Below are 20,650 nucleotides of genomic sequence, written 5' to 3'. Positions count from 1 at the left end.
CCCGCCCCAGTAGGCAGTAGGCAGTCTGCAGAGACGAGGAAGAAACCCGTGAGCGACGTCCGTAATGTGATCATCATCGGCTCCGGGCCGGCCGGCTACACCGCTGCGCTGTACACGGCGCGCGCATCGCTGAAGCCGCTGGTGTTCGAAGGCGCCGTCACCGCTGGTGGTGCGCTCATGAACACCACCGATGTGGAGAACTTCCCCGGCTTCCGCGACGGCATCATGGGGCCGGACCTGATGGACAACATGCGGGCGCAGGCCGAGCGCTTCGGTGCCGAGCTCGTCCCGGACGACGTCATCGCCGTCGACCTGGCGGGCGAGATCAAGACGGTCACGGACACGGCAGGCACCGTGCACCGCGCCAAGGCCGTGATCGTCACGACCGGCTCCCAGCACCGCAAGCTGGGACTGCCGAACGAGGACACGCTCTCCGGTCGCGGCGTCTCCTGGTGTGCCACGTGCGACGGGTTCTTCTTCAAGGACCAGGACATCGCCGTTGTCGGCGGCGGCGACACCGCCATGGAGGAGGCCACCTTCCTCTCGCGCTTCGCCAAGTCGGTCACGATCGTCCACCGCCGCGACAGCCTTCGGGCCTCCAAGGCCATGCAGGAGCGTGCCTTCGCCGACCCGAAGATCAAGTTCGCCTGGGACAGCGAGGTCGCCGAGATCCACGGAGACCAGAAGCTCTCCAGGCTGACGCTGCGCAACACCAAGACGGGAGCGACCTCCGAGCTGCCCGCCACCGGCCTGTTCATCGCGGTCGGCCACGACCCGCGCACCGAGCTCTTCAAGGGTCAGCTGGAGCTGGACGACGAGGGCTACCTGAAGGTCGACGCCCCCTCCACGCGTACCAACCTGTCCGGTGTCTTCGGCGCGGGTGACGTGGTTGACCACACCTACCGGCAGGCCATCACTGCTGCCGGCACCGGATGCTCCGCCGCCCTGGACGCCGAGCGCTTCCTCGCCGCCCTCGCGGACGTGGAGAAGGCCACGGCAGCGGCGACGGTCTGACCGATCTGACTTCTACGACCCCACACCCCACACCCCGCAAGTTAAGGAGGCCGCCGTGGCCCTGAAGAACGTAACTGACGCCACCTTCGAAGAGGACGTACTCAAGAGCGACAAGCCTGTGCTTGTCGACTTCTGGGCCGCCTGGTGTGGCCCGTGCCGCCAGATCGCCCCGTCCCTGGAAGCGATCGCGGCCGAGCACGGCGACAAGATCGAGGTCGTCAAGCTCAACATCGACGAGAACCCGGCCACGGCTGCCAAGTACGGCGTGATGTCCATCCCGACGCTGAACGTCTACCAGAACGGTGAGGTCGCCCAGACCATCGTCGGCGCCAAGCCGAAGGCGATGCTCGTCCGTGAGCTCGATGCCTTCATCGGCGATGAGGTTGCCAAGGCCTGAGGCGCCGCGCTTCGTTTCACGTGAAACACGAATGGGCCAACCCTGCGGGGTTGGCCCATTCGTCGTCTGGGGCGCTGATGGAGGGCGCCGACGCTCACAGCGGCCGCAGCGCCGGTTCCTTCTGTACGGCTCCCAGAAGCCGGTCGAGTGCCAGCTCCACGTCTTCCTTCCAGGAGAGCGTGGTGCGCAGCTCCAGCCGGAGCCTCGGATGGGTGGGATGCGGCCGGACGGTCTTGAAGCCGACCGCAAGAAGATGATCGGCAGGCAGCACACAGGCCGGCTCGGTCCAGCGGGCGTCGCCGAACGCCTCGATCGCTTTGAAACCCCGGCGCAGCAGATCCTTGGCGACGGTCTGCACCATCACACGACCGAGCCCCTGACCCTGATAGCCGGGCATGATCCAAGCGGTCATCAGCTGCACGGCATCCGGCGAGACAGGGCTCGTCGGAAACGCCGTGGAGCGCGGCACATAGGCGGGCGGTGCATAGAGCACGAACCCGACCGGAACCTCGTCGACATAGACGAGGCGGCCGCAGGATCCCCACTCGAGCAGGACGGCGGAGATCCATGCCTCCTTCTCCAACTCGGGTCTGCCCGTTCTTACTGCGGCTTCTCCGCTGACTGGATCAAGCTCCCAGAAGACACACGCTCGGCAGCGCTTGGGGAGGTCTGGAAGGTTGTCCAGTGTGAGCGGTACGAGCCGACGGCCCATGAAGGCTGCTCCTCACTTGCTTGGACTGCCGCGCCAAGGGCAGCGGACAGCGTGCTCCGTTCCCGGAGCAGGCTGCCGATGAACCCGCCGACCGCGCCAATGCTCAGGCCGGCTGTCAGTAGCTGGCTGCGGCTCACCGATCGCATGGCTCGCCTTCCTCTGAGATGGGTAAAGGTGGATGCGCCATACCAGAACGCATCGTATCCACCCAGCGAGGACACGCATACTGTGAGACGGCAAAGGGCGGATCGTGTTCCGCCGAGTGCCGGACACGACCCGCCCTGTTGACTCTGCAGAGGTCTCAGACCTCCTCGTCCTCCGCGGCTTCCTCGGAGAGTCCCTTCTCCATGACCCGCCCCTCTCCGGGAGCAAGCGTGCCGAGGATCCGGTCCAGATCGTCTATCGAAGCGAACTCAACGACGATCTTCCCCTTCTTCTGACCGAGGTCGACCTTCACCCGGGTCTCGAAGCGGTCCGACAGGCGCGACGCCAGATCGGAGAGCGCCGGCGACAGACGGGTGCCCGCCCGCGGTCCCTTCGACTTCGGGGCGCTCGAAGGGCGCGACCCCATCAGGGTCACAATCTCCTCGACGGCACGCACCGACAGACCCTCGGCCACGATGCGGTGTGCCAGCCGGTCCTGCTCCTCGGAATCCTCCACCGAGAGCAGAGCCCGAGCGTGACCGGCAGAGAGCACTCCCGCGGCAACGCGGCGCTGGACCGGAGGCGAAAGGCGCAGCAATCGCAGCGTGTTGGACACCTGCGGACGAGAGCGCCCGATCCGGTCGGCCAGCTGGTCATGCGTGCAGTTGAAGTCCTTGAGCAACTGGTCGTAGGCGGCGGCCTCCTCCAGCGGGTTCAGCTGCGCCCGGTGGAGGTTCTCCAGGAGGGCATCCAGCAGAAGCTTGTCGTCGTCCGTGGCCCGCACGATCGCCGGAATGCTGTCCAGACCCGCCTCACGGCAGGCCCGCCAGCGGCGCTCACCCATGATGAGCTCGTACCGGTCCGGGCCCAGCTGGCGCACGACGACAGGCTGAAGAAGACCGACCTCCTTGATGGAGGTGACCAGCTCGGCGAGCGCGTCCTCGTCGAAGACCTCACGCGGCTGCCGGGGGTTGGGTGTGATGGCGTCCAGGGGCACCTCGGCGAAGTGCGCCCCAGCCGGGGACACGACGTCGAACACCGCCTCCGGCTCGGGCTCGGCGGACCGCGGCTCCGGCGTCACAGGCCCCGGCGGCAGCGTGGCCACCTTGGCCGCGGCCACACCGCGCTCCGCCGTGAGAACCGGTCCGGCTCCCGACGCCGGGCCCGCCCCGTCGGAAGCCACCGGCTTCTCCTGTGGAGCGGCCGGGATCAGTGCACCGAGCCCACGCCCCAATCCTCTACGTCGCTCGCTCACTGGATCCCCTCCGACATGCTCTGCTGATTGTTCTGGCTGACAACATGCGCAGCCGGAGCATCGTAATGGACCCCGGCCCCCCGCAGCGCGATCTCACGCGCGGCCTCAAGATACGACAGCGAGCCGCTGGAGCCCGGGTCATAGGTGAGGACCGTCTGCCCATAGCTGGGCGCCTCCGAGATGCGCACGGAACGAGGAATGCTCGTCCGCAGCACCTCATCACCAAAGTGGCTGCGCACCTCGTCCGCCACCTGCGAGGCGAGCCTGGTCCGACCGTCATACATGGTGAGAAGAATCGTCGACACATGCAGCGCGGGGTTGAGGTGGCCCCGCACCAGGTCGACATTGCGGAGGAGCTGCCCCAGGCCTTCGAGTGCGTAGTACTCGCACTGAATGGGGATCAGCACCTCGGCACCCGCCACGAGGGCATTGACGGTCAGCAGGCCGAGCGACGGCGGGCAGTCGATCAGGATGTAGTCCAGCGGCTGCTCATACGACTGGATCGCCCGCTGCAGTCGACTCTCCCGTGCCACCAGGGACACCAGCTCGATCTCCGCACCGGCGAGATCGATGGTGGCCGGGGCACAGAAGAGGCCTTCGACGTCCGGGACCGGCTGAACCACTTCGGAGAGCGGCTTGCTCTCCACCAGGACGTCATAGATCGAGGGGACTTCGGCGTGGTGGTCGATCCCCAGCGCGGTGGAGGCGTTGCCCTGCGGATCAAGATCGATCACCAGAACACGGGCGCCGTGCAGCGCCAGCGAAGCGGCAAGGTTGACCGTGGTGGTCGTCTTGCCCACTCCGCCCTTTTGGTTGGCGACCACCATGACGCGTGTCTGCTCAGGTCGAGGAAGACCTTCGCCGGCACGGCCCAGAGCCTCCACCGCCAGTTGGGCAGCACGACCAATGGGGGTGTCGTCCATCGGGGGTGGTGTTTCACGTGAAACATCCTCCCCCGTTGACTCGGTACGGGGACCTGGGACCGGATCGGTCATCGGTCCCGCGATGTTGGCGTCGGACCGCAAGGATTCACTCTCCTCGACTTCAGACTCGCGATGAACAGAGCCTGCCATGCCTTGGGGGTCGTGAACCAGCGAGGCCGGTGGTTCTGTGGAGGAATCCACCTCTGTGGACAATTCCGTAGCCCTCCCGAGGGGCCTACGGCCACGGGGAGTGGCAGCCGCGCGACCGCGGCTGATGATTCCTTGCAGCAGTGAGCGACGTTTCACGTGAAACACGATGCACGCGCCGCACGGTCACATCGTTACGACACTCCGAAATGCGTACGTATGGGGACGCAGGTCAACAACTGGCTGGCAAGATCAAAAGGGACGGCAGGCCTACGCGCCGCAAGACTTCAACGCCGACGGCGGCTGCGTCCCGTCCTGGCAGCCTTGGCCCGCTTAGCCGCAAAGCGCACGCCGCCGGGACTCTCCCCGACCTCAACCCGCACCACGGTGGAAAGCGGATCCACGATGCCCTCCCCGACATGGAGCACGGAAGTGTCCACGACCCCCAGTTTGCTGAGGGCCGCTCGGGCGCCGTTGAGCTCGTCCTCCGCGGTGTCGCCCTTGAGCGCCAGCATCTCGCCGTAGGGCCGCAGCAACGGCACGCCCCAGCCCGCCAGCCGGTCCAACGGAGCCACCGCACGTGCCGTCACCACATGCACCGGCGGCAGCGTTCCAAGGACCTCCTCGGCGCGGCCCCGCACGACCGTGACATGATCCAGTCCGAGCAGCTCGACGACTTCCTGAAGAAAATTCGTGCGACGCAGGAGCGGCTCAAGAAGCGTGATCTTGAGGTCGGGACGGACGAGGGCCAGCGGGATACCCGGAAGGCCGGCGCCGGAGCCGACATCGCAGACGGTGACACCTTCCGGAACCACCTCGGAGAGCACGGCGCAGTTCAGCAGATGCCGCTCCCACAGCCGCGGCACTTCACGCGGACCGATCAGGCCGCGCTTGACCCCCGTGTCCGCGAGCAGCTCCGCGTACCGGACAGCCTCGGGGAAGAACTCACCGAACACCGTCCGCGCCGCCTCGGGCGCCTGGGGAAGCTCTGCTGCCTCCGTCACCGGATCCGTCCTTCCATACCGCGCTACCGCGCTGTGGTGGCTGACTACAGGCTGACAAAGTTCGGCCCCGCCTGCGAACAGACGGGGCCAAGAGAACGATCAGGTCAGGCCGGGAGCACGACGACGAAGCGCTGCGGCTCCTCGCCCTCGGACTCACTGCGCAGACCCGCGGCCGCGACCGCGTCGTGCACAACCTTGCGCTCGAACGGAGTCATCGGCTTCATCCTCACCGGCTCACCGGTGTTCTTGACCTCGTCCGCGGCCTTGGCTCCGAGCTCGGCGAGCTCGGCACGCTTCTTGGCCCGGAAACCCGCGATGTCCAGCATCAGGCGGCTGCGATCCCCGGTCTCCCGGTGCACCGCGAGGCGCGTCAGCTCCTGAAGTGCCTCGAGCACCTCGCCGTCGCGGCCCACGAGCTTCTCCAGCTCCCTGGTGCCCGTGTCACTGATGATCGAGACCGCGGCCCGGTCCGCCTCGACGTCCATGTCGATGTCGCCGTCGAGATCGGCGATGTCGAGCAGGCCCTCGAGGTAGTCAGCGGCGATCTCCCCCTCCTGTTCCAGGCGGGTCAGGGTGTCGCCACCCTCGGCGGCGGAGGTGGTGCCTTCCGTCACGGATGGACTCCTTCTTACTTCTTGGACGACGGGTGCTTGGGCCGCTGCTGGCCCTTGCGCTGTCCGGACTTGGCTTGGCGGGCCGGGGAAGGGGCGGTCTTGCCCGCGGGCTTCGGCTTGGCGTCCTGCGGCTCGTCCCGCTTCTCCAGCGAGGGCTTCGACGTGCTCGCGGTATCCGACACGCTCGACGTGGAGTCCTCCTGCTCAGCCCCGCCGACCTGCGCAGCGGCGGCCTGGCGCTGGGCCTTGGTCTGGCGCTTGGGCTGCTGGCGCCTCGCCGAGGCGCCTCCCTCGGCCTCGGCGGTGACGGTGTCGCTCTTGGCGACCGTGCCGTCCGACTGGGCGGCGAAGCCCGCCTTGGACAGGGCGGCGATGAACTTGCGCTCGTTGTCGTTGCGGTCGGCGCCCTTGGCGACGATGGCCTGGACGACGTTGCGCTTGCGGCGGCCGCGCACCTCGCCGTGGGCCGTGATGCCCTTCAGCAGACGCTGCAGGTAGTTGTCCTGCGCCTTGGAGCCCGGGGTCGGGTTCTGGTTGATCACGTACATCTGCTGGCCCATGGTCCACACGTTGGTGGTCAGCCAGTAGACGAGAACACCGACGGGGAAGTTGATGCCCGTGACGGCAAAGATCAGCGGGAAGATGTACATCAGCATCTTCTGCTGCTGCATGTACGGAGTCTTGACCGTGAGGTCGACGTTCTTCTGCATCAGCTGGCGCTGCGTGTAGAACTGCGACGCCGACATCAGGACGATCATGATCGCGGTGACGATGCGGACCTCGGTCAGGGAGGCGTTGAGCGCCTCGACCTTCTCCGGGCTGTCCATGAACTTCGCGGCGATCGGAGCGCCGAAGATATGGGCCTCACGGGCGCTGTCCACCAGGCTCTGGTTGAGGACACCGATCGTGTCACCGGAGGCGATCTTGCTCAGCACGTGGTACAGAGCGAAGAAGAACGGCGACTGCGCCAGGATCGGAAGGCACGAGGACAGCGGGTTGGTACCCGTGTCCTTGTACAGCTTCATCATCTCTTCGGACTGGCGCTGCCGGTCGTTCTTGTAGCGCTCCTGGATCGCCTTCATCTTCGGCTGGAGCGCCTGCATGTTCCGCATCGACTTGATCTGCTTCACAAAGAGCGGGATCAGACAGATACGGATCAGCACCACCAGCGACACGATGGACAGTCCCCAGGCCCAGCCCGTGTCGGGGCCGAAGATCGCCCCGTACAGCGAGTGGAACTGGACGATGATCCAGGAAACAGGTGTGGTGATAAAGCTGAAGAGACTGGCAATCGTGTCCACTAATCAGGCTCCTTGAGCATTGGGCGAGGTCTCTGCGGCCGGGCTGGTCTCAGGGGGGTGCCCGCCCTTGCCGCCGCGCAGGTAGTCACGCAGCAGCTCGTGCCAACGAGGTCGTTTACGCGGCGGAACATGGTCCACACCGCCCGGCGACCACGGATTGCACCGCAGGATGCGCCAGGCGGTCAGGGCCGTGCCCTTCACCGCACCGTGCCGGTCGATGGCCGTATATCCGTAGTGAGAACACGACGGGTAGTACCGGCAGACAGGCCCGAGCAGCGGGCTGATCGTCCACTGGTACAGCTTGATAAGAGCCAGCAGCGGGTACTTCATCGCGCGCCCCCTCCCAGCAGCCGCTGAAGAGCGGCGTCCAGGTCTCGGGCCAGCTGTGCATGATCGGCGTCACCCGCTCCGGGCAGCGCCCGTACGACCACCAGGCTACCGGGGGGCAGCTCGGACAGTCGTTCGCGTATCAGGTGACGCAGTCTCCGCTTCACCTGGTTACGAGTGACCGCGCCACCCACTGCCTTGCTCACGACGAAACCCGCACGCGTCGGGGGAGCGCTCTCCCCAGGCGCGTGCGGGTCCGTTGCACCGCTGCGTAGATGGACGACGAGAAACGGGCGTCCTGCCCGGCGTCCTCGACGTACCGCGGTCGCGAAGTCCTCGCGCCGCCTCAGCCGATTCTCGGTAGGCAGCACGTCATGACCTGTTAACGATCAGGCGGACAGGCTCGCGCGACCCTTGCTGCGGCGGTTCGCCAGGATGGCTCGGCCGGCACGGGTACGCATGCGCAGGCGGAAGCCGTGGGTCTTCGCGCGACGACGGTTGTTCGGCTGGAAGGTGCGCTTGCTCACTCGGGGGCTCCAGAAATGATTCGTGTGGTGGCGGGACATCGCCTGGCTGTCACCGTGCGCCCACGAGTAGCTCGCAATACGCCCGAGTGCACCGCTTCACAATCACTGATCGTGATCTTTGCCCATCGGAGGCAGGCGGCAGCAGCCATCGACAACTCGACCTGGTTACGGTACGCGCGGCTACGCCATTCGGTCAAACCAGTGTCCCGGCGCGGCTCGCTGTGCACAGGCTGTGGACAACAACTTGAACCACGCGGGTCGGCCTGACTACCGTGACTAAACTCGAATTCCTTTCCTACCCGCCTGCCGGGCCTGACCGACCCGTCCCGAGAACCACACATTCGTGGGACCTGTGAGAGAGCGTGCCTTGTGGCTGACGTACCTGCCGATCTTGCCGCAGTGTGGCCACGAGTGCTGGAGCATCTCCTCGGAGAGGGCCAGCAGGGGATCGAACCGAAGGACAAACAGTGGATCGAGCGCTGCCAGCCACTCGCACTCGTGGCCGACACCGCGCTCCTCGCCGTCCCCAATGAGTGGGGCAAGCGCGTCCTCGAGGGCCGGCTGGCCCCGCTGATCAGTGACACCCTCAGCCGCGAGTGCGGCCGTCCGATCCGCATCGCGATCACCGTCGACGACTCCGCGGCCGAGCCGACCCCACCGCAGGCCCCGCCCGTGCAGCAGCACCGCTACCAGGGCCCGCAGCACGACGATCCGCGCCAGGGGGACACCTACGACAGCTACGGCCACCGCCCCACGGGCGACGACGGTCTGCCGACAGTCCGCCCCGCGTACCCCGACTACCAGCAGCAGCGCCCCGAGCCCGGGGCCTGGCCGCGCACCCAGGAGGACCTGTCCTGGCAGCAGCCGCGGCTCGGCGGGTTCCAGGAGCGCGACCCGTACGCCACGGGACGTCCCCCGCAGCACGACTACCGGTCGCCGATGCCCGACCGCGGGCAGTACGACCAGCCGCGCCCCGACCGGCACGAGCTGCCGGAGCGTCAGGGACCGCGGCACGGCGGCCCGCCGGTCGGTGGAGTGCCCGGCGGTGGTGGGCCCGGCCCGCTGGGCGCGCAGCCCGCACCGGCGCCCGGCCCCGGTGAGCCGCATGCCCGGCTGAACCCCAAGTACCTCTTCGACACCTTCGTCATCGGCGCGTCCAACCGGTTCGCGCACGCGGCCGCCGTCGCGGTGGCGGAGGCTCCTGCGAAGGCGTACAACCCCCTCTTCATCTATGGGGAGTCGGGCCTCGGCAAGACCCATCTGCTCCATGCCATCGGGCACTACGCACGCAGCCTCTATCCGGGCACCCGGGTGCGGTACGTGAGCTCCGAGGAGTTCACCAACGAGTTCATCAACTCGATCCGCGACGGCAAGGGCGACGCGTTCCGCAAGCGCTACCGCGATGTGGACATCCTGCTCGTCGACGACATCCAGTTCCTCGCGAGCAAGGAGTCGACGCAGGAGGAGTTCTTCCACACGTTCAACACGCTCCACAACGCGAACAAGCAGATCGTGCTGTCCTCGGACCGGCCGCCCAAGCAGCTCATGACGCTGGAGGACCGGCTGCGCAACCGCTTCGAGTGGGGTCTGACCACCGACGTGCAGCCGCCGGAGCTGGAGACACGGATCGCGATCCTCCGCAAGAAGGCGGTGCAGGAGCAGCTCAACGCCCCGCCGGAGGTGCTGGAGTTCATCGCCTCCCGGATCTCGCGCAACATCCGCGAGCTGGAGGGCGCGCTGATCCGGGTCACGGCCTTCGCGAGCCTCAACCGCCAGCCGGTCGACCTCGGACTCACCGAGATCGTCCTCAAGGACCTGATCCCCGGTGGCGAGGACGCCTCCCCGGAGATCACCGCGAGCGCGATCATGGCGGCGACCGCCGACTACTTCGGGCTGACCGTGGAGGACCTCTGCGGGTCCTCACGCAGCCGGGTGCTGGTCACCGCACGCCAGATCGCGATGTACCTCTGCCGCGAGCTCACTGACCTCTCGCTGCCGAAGATCGGTGCCCAGTTCGGCGGCCGCGACCACACGACGGTGATGCACGCCGACCGGAAGATCCGCGCGCTGATGGCCGAGCGACGCTCGATCTACAACCAGGTCACCGAGCTCACCAACCGCATCAAGAACGGCTGACGCGCGCTTCCGGGCCGGCGCCCCAGGCGCCCGGCGACGTCGGGACGCGTACTTCCACACGACGGCACAGCGAGCTGTGCAGACGACGCCGAAGGGCGCCCCGGGACGGATCCCGGGGCGCCCTTCGGCGTTCCGTGCCGTCGCCGCGCCACCGCGCCGCCATGGACTCGCCATCGTCCTGTTCGAATACGTTCCGCCGGTAGTCCGTTCTCCACAGAAGTGCCGACGATCTTCCGTCCACAGCCTGGGGACTCCCGAGTTGTCCAGATTGCGTCCACAGGGGCGGTCGCCTGGAGTTGATCACGCCAGGTCAGCCGGTTGTGGATTTGTGGCCAACCGGGCTCCACAGACTGTGGACGGACAACTCGTCCACAGGGCGCGATCCACGTTGTCCCCACCCGGCCCACAGGCGAGGCCATGTTGCCCACAGCTTCTCCACACCGCTGTCCACTGTTCGGCAACGAAACGCCGAATGTCACCGGACCGAGTGAAAGGCGTCACACCAAGGTGCTGGATTGGGCTGTGGGGAACCTGGGTAAAGCTGGGGACGGCACTGGGGAGAAGTCCCTGTGGCCTGTGCATCGGGTGTGCAGAACTTTCGGGCGTCCACAGAGAGCCCAGGTTGTCCACTGCTCGCACCCACAGGGCCGGTGGACAAAAAATCGGGCCTGACCTGCGTGGATGGCGTTATCCACGGTTTCCACAGGCCCTACTACTACTCCCACTCTGAGTTACCGGGGAATTCGCTTCGAAGAGGGCCCTGTGCACAACTCGGTGCCGGAGCTCTGGCTGCTTCTTGTCTCGACTTGACCCCGAGCAGCACCGAGTGTCGGTGCCGTGCGTCAGACTGGTCTCCGGCAATCGGCCCCTGGCTCCGGCTGGGGACCCCATGCCGACGACGAAGGCCGGCAGGGCGAGCGAGCAACAGCAGGAGGCGGTTCCGGTGAAGATCCGGGTGGAGCGCGATGTACTCGCGGAGGCGGTGGCGTGGGTGGCCAGGAGCCTCCCGGCGCGTCCGCCGGCGCCCGTTCTCGCGGGCCTTCTTCTGAAGGCGGAGGACGGCGTTCTCAGCTTCTCCAGCTTCGACTACGAGGTCTCGGCGAGGGTCTCGGTCGAGGCGGAGGTCGAGGAGGACGGGACGGTGCTCGTCTCCGGCCGCCTCCTTGCCGACATCTGCCGCGCCCTCCCCAACCGGCCGGTCGAGATTTCCACAGACGGTGTACGGGCGACGGTCGTCTGCGGCTCCTCGCGCTTCACACTCCACACCCTTCCTGTGGAGGAGTACCCGGCGCTGCCGCAGATGCCGACCGCGACCGGCACCGTCCCTGGCGAGGTGTTCGCGACCGCCGCCGCCCAGGTCGCCATCGCCGCCGGCCGTGACGACACGCTGCCCGTCCTCACCGGCGTCCGGATCGAGATCGAGGGCGACACGGTCACCCTGGCGTCCACCGACCGCTACCGCTTCGCGGTCCGCGAGTTCCTGTGGAAGCCGGAGTCCCCGGACGCCTCTGCGGTCGCCCTGGTGCCCGCCAAGACGCTCCTGGACACCGCCAAGGCGCTGACCAGCGGTGACATCGTCACCCTGGCGCTCTCCGGCTCCGGCGCGGGCGAGGGGCTGATCGGTTTCGAGGGCGCCGGCCGCCGCACCACCACGCGGCTGCTGGAGGGCGACCTGCCGAAGTACCGGACGCTCTTCCCCACCGAGTTCAACTCGGTCGCGGTGATCGAGACCGCCCCGTTCGTCGAGGCCGTCAAGCGTGTCGCCCTCGTCGCCGAGCGGAACACTCCCGTGCGGCTCAGCTTCGAACAGGGCGTGCTGATTCTGGAGGCCGGCTCCAGCGACGATGCACAGGCTGTGGAGCGCGTGGACGCCCAACTGGAGGGCGACGACATCTCGATCGCCTTCAACCCGACGTTCCTGCTGGACGGCCTGAGCGCCATCGACTCGCCGGTGGCCCAGCTCTCCTTCACCACCTCCACCAAGCCCGCGTTGCTCAGCGGCAAGCCGGCGATGGATGCCGAGGCGGACGTGGCGTACAAGTACCTGATCATGCCGGTCCGGCTGAGCGGCTGACCTGCTGAAAGCGGCCCAGGCCGTGCGCCGCCTGAGCGGCTGACCCCACAGGTGTGCACCCGCGTCCGGGCGTAGGCTCGGACGCGGGTACGAAACTGCACACGACGCAAAAGGAATCTCTGATGGAGCTCGGTCTCGTCGGCCTCGGCAAGATGGGCGGCAACATGCGCGAGCGCATCCGCCGCGCAGGCCACACCGTCATCGGTTACGACCGCAACCCGGATCTCGCCGATGTCCACAGCCTCGAGGAGCTTGTTGCCAAGCTCAAGGGTCCCCGTGTCGTGTGGGTGATGGTGCCGGCGGGCGCCGCGACGCAGTCCACCATCGACGAGCTGGCCGCGCTCCTGTCCCCCGGTGACATCGTCGTCGACGGCGGCAACTCCCGCTGGACGGACGACGAGAGGCACGCGGTCGAGCTCGGCATCAAGGGCATCGGCTTCGTCGACTGCGGTGTGTCTGGCGGAGTGTGGGGCCTGGAGAACGGCTATGCGCTGATGTACGGCGGCGACGCCGAGCACGTCGCCAAGGTGCAGCCGATCTTCGACGCGCTCAAGCCCGAGGGCGAGTTCGGCTCGGTGCACGCGGGCAAGGTCGGCGCCGGCCACTTCGCGAAGATGGTCCACAACGGCATCGAGTACGCCATGATGCAGGCCTATGCCGAGGGCTGGGAGCTGCTCGAGAAGGTCAGCTCGGTCACCGATGTCCGTGAGGTCTTCCGCTCCTGGCAGGAGGGGACGGTCATCCGCTCCTGGCTCCTCGACCTTGCGGTCAACGCGTTGGACGAGGACGAGCACTTGGACAAGCTGCGCGGCTACGCGGAGGACTCCGGCGAGGGCCGGTGGACCGTGGAGGCCGCCATCGACAACGCGGTACCGCTGCCCGCGATCACCGCTTCGCTGTTCGCGCGGTTCGCGTCCCGCCAGGACGACTCCCCGCAGATGAAGATGATCGCCGCCCTGCGCAACCAGTTCGGCGGGCACGCGGTCGAGAGCAAGAAGTAATCCACAGGCTGTCGGCAAGGCCCGTCGCCGGCGACGGGCAGCCGGCGGCAGGCAGTAAGCAGTAAAGGCAAGCCGGGGGAGGTCGGCGTCGATATGCACGTGACGCATCTGTCGCTGGCCGACTTCCGCTCGTACGCCCGGGTCGAGGTCCCGCTCGACCCGGGCGTCACCGCGTTCATGGGGGCGAACGGGCAGGGCAAGACCAATCTGGTCGAGGCCGTCGGCTATCTCGCGACCCTCGGCAGCCATCGGGTCGCGTCCGATGCGCCGTTGGTGCGGATGGGGGCGGACCGGGCTGTCATCCGTGCGGCCGTCACCCAGGGCGAGCGGTCCCAGCTGATCGAGCTGGAGCTCAATCCGGGTCGGGCGAACCGGGCTCGGATCAATCGGTCCTCGCAGGTCAGGCCGCGGGATGTGCTCGGGATCGTACGCACCGTGATGTTCGCGCCCGAGGACCTGGCGTTGGTGAAGGGCGATCCGGGCGAGCGGCGGCGCTTCCTGGACGAGCTGGTCACGGCGCGTTCGCCGCGGATGGCCGGGGTGCGGTCGGACTACGAGCGCGTACTCAAGCAGCGCAACACGCTGCTGAAGTCGGCGGCGATGGCGCGGCGGCACGGCGGGCGGTCGATGGATCTGTCGACGCTCGACGTGTGGGACCAGCATCTGGCGCGCGCGGGAGCGGAGCTGCTGGCGCGGCGGCTGGATCTGATCGCGACGCTCCAGCCGCTCGCCGACAAGGCGTACGAGCAGCTGGCGCCGGGGGGCGGGCCGATCGCGCTCGAGTACCGAGGGTCGGCGGGCGGGGACGTGCACACCCGTGAGGAGCTGTACGAGCAGCTGATCGCCGCGCTCGCGGAGGTGCGCAAGCAGGAGATCGAGCGGGGCGTCACGCTCGTCGGACCGCACCGCGACGAGCTGCTGCTCAAGCTGGGCGAGATGCCGGCGAAGGGGTACGCGAGCCACGGTGAGTCCTGGTCGTACGCGCTGGCCCTGCGGCTCGCCTCGTACGACCTGCTCAGGGCCGAGGGCAACGAGCCGGTGCTCGTCCTCGACGACGTCTTCGCCGAGCTGGACGCCCGGCGGCGCGAGCGGCTTGCGGAACTGGTGGCTCCGGGTGAGCAGGTGCTGGTGACGGCGGCTGTGGACGACGATGTTCCGGGGGTGCTGGCGGGTGCTCGGTACGCCGTCGCGGACGGGGCGGTGGAGCGCGTATGAGCGAGAACGAGGCGGTCGGCGTTCCTGAGCCGTCCGGGGTGGACCTGGCCCGGGTCGCGCTGCGCGCGGCCAAGGAGCAGGCCCGGGCGCGGTGCGCGGCCGCGCAGGAGAAGCGGCAGGCCAGGCGGGGTGGCGGACTGCGCTCCGGGGCGCGTGCGGACGGCCGGGATCCGCTGCCGCTCGGCGCGGCGATCAATCGGCTGATCACCGAGCGGGGCTGGGAGACGCCTGCGGCTGTGGGCGGCGTGATGGGGCGATGGCCGCAGATCGTGGGCGAGGACCTGGCGAAGCACTGTGTGCCGCTGCGGTACGACGAGGACCCGGACGAGCGGGCGCTGACGGTCCAGTGCGACTCGACGGCGTGGGCGACGCAGCTGCGGCTGCTGGCGCCGCGGCTGGTGGCCCGGCTGAACGAGGATCTGGGGCAGGGGACGGTCCGGCTGATCAAGGTTCTCGGCCCCGGCGGCCCCGCGCGCCGGTACGGGGCGCTGCGTGCCCCGGGGAGCACGGGCCCCGGCGACACATACGGCTGATTTTTTGCCCTACCCGGCCCTCCCCGAAGCGGGGGTCCGGCCCGGGCCCCTGCTCGCACCGGCTCCGCGGCGAGGAATCCGGCCGACTCCGGCCCTGGGCCGGCCGCGCCGGGCCGGTACGGATGGCTGGGCGGGCACGGACCGGTCCGGGCCCCCGGCCCCGAGCCCGTTTCGCTGCGTCGACGCAGGCCGAGCCCGGTCGACGCCGCACCAGCGCGGCGCTTGGCGGGGCCCGTGCCCCACCCCGGGCTCGCCCGTTGAGCTCCCCGGAACGGACGTGGCTCATGAGGCGTCCCTCACCGTAGCCGGAGGTTGACAGGCCGAAGCGCTCAATGCCCGCGTGAGCCTCTTGGAGCCCCTTCCCGAATATGGGGAGTCGGTCGGCGCCCGTTCAGGGCGGCACATGCGGACTCAGGCACCGGCAAACCCCCATTCGTGTCGGCGGTACCGGTAGACTGGCAGAGAATCCCGCCCGATGGACGGGACACGTCGATTAATGCCGAACGACGCAGCCGCTCCCGCGTTCGCGGAGAACGGCTCGTGCTGTGCCAGAAAGGGCGCTTCGTGGCCGATTCCGGCAACCCCAACGAGAACATTCCTTCCACTGCTGCCGACGGGAACGGCGAGACCACCTCGTCGTACGACGCCAGCGCGATCACCGTCCTCGAGGGTTTGGACGCGGTCCGCAAGCGGCCTGGCATGTACATCGGCTCGACCGGTGAGCGCGGTCTGCACCACCTTGTGCAAGAGGTCGTCGACAACTCCGTCGACGAGGCGCTGGCCGGCCACGCGGACACGATCGACGTCACGATCCTGGCCGACGGCGGTGTACGCGTCGTCGACAACGGCCGCGGCATCCCGGTGGACATCCACCCGGTGGAGAAGAAGCCGGCCGTCGAGGTCGTCCTCACCGTGCTGCACGCGGGCGGCAAGTTCGGCGGCGGCGGCTACGCCGTCTCCGGTGGTCTGCACGGCGTGGGTGTGTCCGTCGTCAACGCGCTGTCCACCAAGGTCTCCGTGGACATCAAGCGCGATGGGTACCGCTGGACGCAGGACTACAAGCTCGGCGTGCCCACCGCCCCGCTCGCCCAGCACGAGCGGGTCGAGGACTCCGGCACGACGGTGACCTTCTGGGCCGACCCGGACGTCTTCGAGACCACCGAGTACTCCTTCGAGACGCTCGCGCGCCGCTTCCAGGAGATGGCCTTCCTCAACAAGGGCCTGACCCTGACGCTCACGGACGAGCGCGAGTCGGCCAAGGCGACGATGAACGCCGACGACCCCGACGCCGAGGCGGCGGAGGAGCAGCCGGCGAGGACGGTGACGTACCACTACGAGGGCGGCATCGTCGACTTCGTGAAGTACCTCAACTCCCGCAAGGGCGAGCTGATCCATCCGACCGTGATCGACGTGGAGGCCGAGGACAAGGAGCGGATGCTCTCGGTCGAGATCGCGATGCAGTGGAACTCCCAGTACACCGAGGGTGTGTACTCCTTCGCGAACACGATCCACACGCACGAGGGCGGTACGCACGAGGAGGGCTTCCGCGCCGCGCTGACGGGACTGGTCAACCGGTACGCGCGCGACAAGAAGCTGCTGCGCGAGAAGGACGACAACCTCACCGGTGAGGACATCCGCGAGGGTCTGACGGCCATCATCTCCGTCAAGCTCGGCGAGCCGCAGTTCGAGGGCCAGACCAAGACCAAGCTGGGCAACACGGAGGCGAAGACCTTCGTGCAGAAGGTCGTGCACGAGCACCTCTCCGACTGGTTCGACCGCAACCCCAACGAGGCCGCGGACATCGTCCGCAAGTCGATCCAGGCGGCCACCGCCCGGGTCGCGGCCCGCAAGGCACGCGACCTGACCCGCCGCAAGGGCCTGCTGGAGAGCGCTTCTCTGCCGGGCAAGCTCAGCGACTGCCAGTCGAACGACCCCACCAAGTGCGAGATCTTCATCGTCGAGGGTGACTCCGCCGGCGGCTCCGCCAAGTCCGGCCGGAACCCGATGTACCAGGCGATCCTGCCGATCCGAGGCAAGATCCTGAACGTCGAGAAGGCGCGGATCGACAAGATCCTGCAGAACACCGAGGTCCAGGCGCTGATCTCGGCCTTCGGCACCGGAGTCCACGAGGACTTCGACATCACCAAGCTCCGCTATCACAAGATCATCCTGATGGCGGACGCCGATGTCGACGGCCAGCACATCAACACGCTGCTGCTGACGTTCCTCTTCCGCTTCATGCGGCCGCTGGTGGAGGCAGGGCACGTCTTCCTGTCCCGCCCGCCGCTCTACAAGATCAAGTGGGGTCGGGACGACTTCGAGTACGCGTACTCGGACCGTGAGCGCGACGCACTCGTCGAGCTGGGCAAGCAGCAGGGCAAGCGGATCAGGGAAGACTCGATCCAGCGCTTCAAGGGTCTCGGCGAGATGAACGCCGAGGAGCTGCGCATCACCACCATGGACATCGAGCACCGCGTCCTCGGCCAGGTCACCCTGGACGACGCCGCGCAGGCCGACGACCTGTTCTCGGTGCTGATGGGCGAGGACGTCGAGGCGCGACGCTCGTTCATCCAGCGCAACGCCAAGGACGTCCGCTTCCTCGACATCTGAGTCGGTCTCAGCTGACCGCACGAAAGGACTGAAGACCAGCAATGGCCGACGAGAACACTCCCTCGACCTCCACCACGGGAACCGAAGAGGAAGACCAGCAGCTGCGGATCGAGCCCGTCGGGCTCGAGACCGAGATGCAGCGCTCGTACCTCGACTACGCGATGTCCGTCATCGTGTCCCGCGCGCTGCCCGACGTACGGGACGGCCTCAAGCCCGTCCACCGCCGCGTCCTGTACGCGATGTACGACGGCGGCTACCGGCCCGAGAAGGGCTTCTACAAGTGCGCCCGCGTCGTCGGTGACGTCATGGGTACGTACCACCCGCACGGCGACTCCTCCATCTACGACGCGCTGGTCCGCCTCGCGCAGCCGTGGTCGATGCGGATGCCGCTGGTCGACTCCAACGGCAACTTCGGTTCCCCGGGCAACGACCCGGCCGCCGCCATGCGGTACACCGAGTGCAAGATGATGCCGCTGTCCATGGAGATGCTCCGGGACATCGACGAGGAGACCGTCGACTTCCAGGACAACTACGACGGCCGTAACCAGGAGCCGACGGTCCTGCCGGCCCGCTTCCCGAACCTGCTGGTCAACGGCAGTGCCGGTATCGCCGTCGGTATGGCCACCAACATTCCGCCGCACAATCTGCGCGAGGTCGCGTCCGGTGCCCAGTGGGCGCTGGAGCACCCGGACGCCAGCCACGAGGAGCTCCTCGACGCGCTGATCGAGCGGATCAAGGGCCCGGACTTCCCGACCGGTGCGCTGGTCGTGGGCCGCAAGGGCATCGAGGAGGCGTACCGCACCGGCCGAGGCTCCATCACGATGCGCGCGGTCGTCGAGGTCGAGGAGATCCAGAACCGCCAGTGCCTGGTCGTGACCGAGCTTCCGTACCAGGTCAACCCGGACAACCTCGCGCAGAAGATCGCCGACCTCGTCAAGGACGGCAAGGTCGGCGGCATCGCCGACGTCCGTGACGAGACCTCCTCCCGCACCGGCCAGCGCCTCGTCATCGTGCTCAAGCGCGACGCCGTCGCCAAGGTCGTCCTCAACAACCTGTACAAGCACACCGACCTGCAGACGAACTTCGGCGCCAACATGCTGGCGCTGGTCGACGGTGTGCCGCGCACGCTCTCCCTCGACGCCTTCATCCGCCACTGGGTGACGCACCAGATCGAGGTCATCGTCCGCAGGACGAAGTTCCGGCTGCGCAAGGCCGAGGAGCGCGCCCACATCCTGCGCGGTCTGCTCAAGGCACTCGACGCGATCGACGAGGTCATCGCGCTGATCCGGCGCAGTGACACGGTCGAGGTCGCGCGTGAGGGCCTGATGGGCCTGCTCGAGATCGACGAGATCCAGGCGAACGCGATCCTGGAGATGCAGCTGCGCCGGCTGGCCGCCCTGGAGCGCCAGAAGATCGTGCAGGAGCACGACGAGCTGCAGGCGAAGATCAGCGAGTACAACCAGATCCTCGCCTCGCCCGAGAAGCAGCGCGGCATCGTCAGCGAGGAGCTGTCCGTCCTCGTCGAGAAGTTCGGCGACGACCGGCGCTCCAAGCTGATCCCCTTCGACGGTGACATGTCCATCGAGGACCTGATCGCCGAGGAGGACATCGTCGTCACCATCACGCGCGGCGGCTATGTGAAGCGTACGAAGACGGACGACTACCGCTCGCAGAAGCGCGGCGGCAAGGGCGTGCGCGGCACGAAGCTGAAGGAAGACGACATCGTCGACCACTTCTTCGTCTCGACGACGCACCACTGGCTGCTGTTCTTCACCAACAAGGGCCGGGTCTACCGGGCCAAGGCGTACGAGCTTCCCGACGCCGGCCGGGACGCCCGTGGCCAGCACGTCGCCAACCTGCTGGCCTTCCAGCCGGACGAGCAGATCGCCGAGATCCTCGCGATCCGCGACTACGAGGCCGCGCCCTATCTGGTCCTCGCCACCAAGGCCGGGCTGGTCAAGAAGACCCCGCTGAAGGACTACGACTCCCCGCGCTCGGGCGGCGTCATCGCGATCAATCTCCGGGAGACGGAGGCCGGCGGCGACGACGAGCTGATCGGCGCCGAGCTGGTGTCCGCGGAGGACGATCTGCTGCTCATCAGCAAGAAGGCGCAATCGATCCGGTTCACCGCGACGGACGAAGCCCTGCGGCCCATGGGCCGTGCGACGTCCGGCGTCAAGGGCATGAGTTTCCGTGAGGGCGACGAGCTGCTCTCGATGAATGTGGTCAGGCCCGGTACTTTCGTGTTCACTGCCACCGACGGCGGGTACGCGAAGCGGACCGCTGTCGACGAGTACCGCGTCCAGGGCCGCGGTGGCCTCGGAATCAAGGCCGCCAAGATCGTGGAGGACCGCGGTTCGCTCGTGGGCGCGCTGGTGGTCGAGGAGAGCGACGAGATCCTCGCCATCACGTTGTCCGGTGGTGTGATTCGTACGCGAGTCAATGAAGTCAGGGAGACGGGCCGTGACACCATGGGCGTCCAACTGATCAACTTGGGCAAGCGCGATGCCGTGGTCGGTATCGCCCGCAACGCCGAGGCCGGTCGCGAGGCCGAGGAGGTCGACGGGGTGGCGGGCGCCGAGGACGGTGTCGCGGTCGACGAGTCGGTCGAGGCTGCCGAGACCGCCGTCGAGACTGGTCGGACCGGCGAGGGCACGGAGCCCTCGGCCGAGTAGCACGAGGAGTAGAGCGTGAGTGGAGCCACGGGTGCCGGATC

The 20,650-nt window shown here is 67.8% G+C and carries 18 protein-coding genes; 9 read left to right on the top strand and 9 right to left on the bottom strand.

Annotated features, from left to right (window positions below; translation table 11 throughout):
- The first annotated feature begins 48 nt into the window (after positions 1-48).
- Complete coding sequence (trxB, locus tag ACWCP0_RS14055; RefSeq protein ID WP_451079067.1) at positions 49-1,014, top strand: thioredoxin-disulfide reductase; 966 nt, start codon at positions 49-51, stop codon at positions 1,012-1,014.
- 55 nt (positions 1,015-1,069) lie between these two features.
- A complete protein-coding gene (trxA, locus tag ACWCP0_RS14050; protein ID WP_450723009.1) occupies positions 1,070-1,411 on the top strand; it encodes a thioredoxin in 342 nt (113 codons plus the stop codon).
- A 94-nt stretch (positions 1,412-1,505) separates the two neighbouring features.
- Here trxA and ACWCP0_RS14045 read toward each other — a convergent pair whose 3' ends face one another.
- The 9 genes from ACWCP0_RS14045 to rpmH all read right to left on the bottom strand — a co-directional run bounded on the left by ACWCP0_RS14045 (position 1,506) and on the right by rpmH (position 8,365).
- A complete protein-coding gene (locus ACWCP0_RS14045) occupies positions 1,506-2,123 on the bottom strand; it encodes a GNAT family N-acetyltransferase (protein ID WP_451079066.1) in 618 nt (205 codons plus the stop codon).
- A 301-nt stretch (positions 2,124-2,424) separates the two neighbouring features.
- A complete protein-coding gene (locus ACWCP0_RS14040; protein WP_451079065.1) occupies positions 2,425-3,522 on the bottom strand; it encodes a ParB/RepB/Spo0J family partition protein in 1,098 nt (365 codons plus the stop codon).
- Positions 3,519-4,595, bottom strand: coding sequence for a ParA family protein (locus ACWCP0_RS14035; RefSeq protein WP_451079064.1), 1,077 nt, complete (start codon positions 4,593-4,595; stop codon positions 3,519-3,521). Before ACWCP0_RS14035 ends, ACWCP0_RS14040 begins: the two co-directional genes overlap by 4 nt.
- 284 nt (positions 4,596-4,879) lie before the next feature.
- The gene (gene rsmG, locus ACWCP0_RS14030) at positions 4,880-5,596 is read right to left on the bottom strand and encodes a 16S rRNA (guanine(527)-N(7))-methyltransferase RsmG (protein ID WP_451079063.1); all 717 of its coding nucleotides are present in this window, start codon (positions 5,594-5,596) and stop codon (positions 4,880-4,882) included.
- 104 nt (positions 5,597-5,700) lie between these two features.
- The gene (locus ACWCP0_RS14025; RefSeq protein ID WP_451079062.1) at positions 5,701-6,210 is read right to left on the bottom strand and encodes a Jag family protein; all 510 of its coding nucleotides are present in this window, start codon (positions 6,208-6,210) and stop codon (positions 5,701-5,703) included.
- 14 nt (positions 6,211-6,224) lie between these two features.
- A complete protein-coding gene (gene yidC / locus ACWCP0_RS14020; RefSeq protein WP_451079061.1) occupies positions 6,225-7,511 on the bottom strand; it encodes a membrane protein insertase YidC in 1,287 nt (428 codons plus the stop codon).
- A 3-nt stretch (positions 7,512-7,514) separates the two neighbouring features.
- On the bottom strand, positions 7,515-7,841 hold the full coding sequence (gene yidD, locus ACWCP0_RS14015; protein ID WP_451079060.1) for a membrane protein insertion efficiency factor YidD: 327 nt from the start codon (positions 7,839-7,841) through the stop codon (positions 7,515-7,517).
- Positions 7,838-8,209 carry a ribonuclease P protein component gene (gene rnpA, locus ACWCP0_RS14010; protein WP_351230226.1) on the bottom strand — a complete coding sequence of 124 codons (372 nt, stop codon included), beginning with the start codon at positions 8,207-8,209 and terminating at the stop codon, positions 7,838-7,840. Before rnpA ends, yidD begins: the two co-directional genes overlap by 4 nt.
- Positions 8,210-8,227: 18 nt before the next feature.
- A complete protein-coding gene (gene rpmH, locus ACWCP0_RS14005; RefSeq protein WP_005482975.1) occupies positions 8,228-8,365 on the bottom strand; it encodes a 50S ribosomal protein L34 in 138 nt (45 codons plus the stop codon).
- A 369-nt stretch (positions 8,366-8,734) separates the two neighbouring features.
- Here rpmH and dnaA point away from each other — a divergent pair, with 369 nt between their 5' ends.
- The 7 genes from dnaA to gyrA all read left to right on the top strand — a co-directional run bounded on the left by dnaA (position 8,735) and on the right by gyrA (position 20,609).
- On the top strand, positions 8,735-10,501 hold the full coding sequence (gene dnaA / locus ACWCP0_RS14000; RefSeq protein ID WP_451079059.1) for a chromosomal replication initiator protein DnaA: 1,767 nt from the start codon (positions 8,735-8,737) through the stop codon (positions 10,499-10,501).
- Positions 10,502-11,444: 943 nt separating this feature from the next.
- Positions 11,445-12,575 carry a DNA polymerase III subunit beta gene (dnaN, locus tag ACWCP0_RS13995; protein WP_451079177.1) on the top strand — a complete coding sequence of 377 codons (1,131 nt, stop codon included), beginning with the start codon at positions 11,445-11,447 and terminating at the stop codon, positions 12,573-12,575.
- Positions 12,576-12,697: 122 nt separating this feature from the next.
- Positions 12,698-13,576: a phosphogluconate dehydrogenase (NAD(+)-dependent, decarboxylating) gene (gene gnd, locus ACWCP0_RS13990; RefSeq protein WP_451079058.1), complete on the top strand. Its 879-nt coding sequence runs from the start codon at positions 12,698-12,700 to the stop codon at positions 13,574-13,576.
- Positions 13,577-13,669: 93 nt separating this feature from the next.
- Entirely contained in the window at positions 13,670-14,791 is a 1,122-nt protein-coding gene (gene recF / locus ACWCP0_RS13985; protein WP_451079057.1) for a DNA replication/repair protein RecF, read from the top strand.
- Positions 14,788-15,324, top strand: a complete 537-nt coding sequence (locus tag ACWCP0_RS13980; protein ID WP_451079056.1) for a DUF721 domain-containing protein — start codon at positions 14,788-14,790, stop codon at positions 15,322-15,324. Before recF ends, ACWCP0_RS13980 begins: the two co-directional genes overlap by 4 nt.
- A gap of 540 nt (positions 15,325-15,864) precedes the next feature.
- Positions 15,865-17,934 (top strand): DNA topoisomerase (ATP-hydrolyzing) subunit B, encoded by a 2,070-nt coding sequence (gyrB, locus tag ACWCP0_RS13975; RefSeq protein WP_451079055.1) that lies wholly within the window; start codon positions 15,865-15,867, stop codon positions 17,932-17,934.
- A gap of 41 nt (positions 17,935-17,975) precedes the next feature.
- Positions 17,976-20,609, top strand: coding sequence for a DNA gyrase subunit A (gene gyrA, locus ACWCP0_RS13970; RefSeq protein WP_451079054.1), 2,634 nt, complete (start codon positions 17,976-17,978; stop codon positions 20,607-20,609).
- The last annotated feature ends 41 nt before the right edge of the window (positions 20,610-20,650 follow it).

It is taken from the genome of Streptomyces sp. NPDC001970 (genome assembly GCF_053594115.1).
Note: the sequence above shows the minus strand (reverse complement) of the source record. Positions and strands in the feature narration are given on the sequence as shown.

Coding starts and splice junctions, on each gene's coding strand:
- ACWCP0_RS14045 (WP_451079066.1), bottom strand. CDS start 2,123: ATGGGCCGTCGGCTCGTACCGCTCACACTGGACAACCTTCCAGACCTC.
- ACWCP0_RS14035 (WP_451079064.1), bottom strand. CDS start 4,595: ATGGCAGGCTCTGTTCATCGCGAGTCTGAAGTCGAGGAGAGTGAATCC.
- yidD (WP_451079060.1), bottom strand. CDS start 7,841: ATGAAGTACCCGCTGCTGGCTCTTATCAAGCTGTACCAGTGGACGATC.
- gnd (WP_451079058.1), top strand. CDS start 12,698: ATGGAGCTCGGTCTCGTCGGCCTCGGCAAGATGGGCGGCAACATGCGC.
- recF (WP_451079057.1), top strand. CDS start 13,670: ATGCACGTGACGCATCTGTCGCTGGCCGACTTCCGCTCGTACGCCCGG.
- ACWCP0_RS13980 (WP_451079056.1), top strand. CDS start 14,788: ATGAGCGAGAACGAGGCGGTCGGCGTTCCTGAGCCGTCCGGGGTGGAC.
- gyrA (WP_451079054.1), top strand. CDS start 17,976: ATGGCCGACGAGAACACTCCCTCGACCTCCACCACGGGAACCGAAGAG.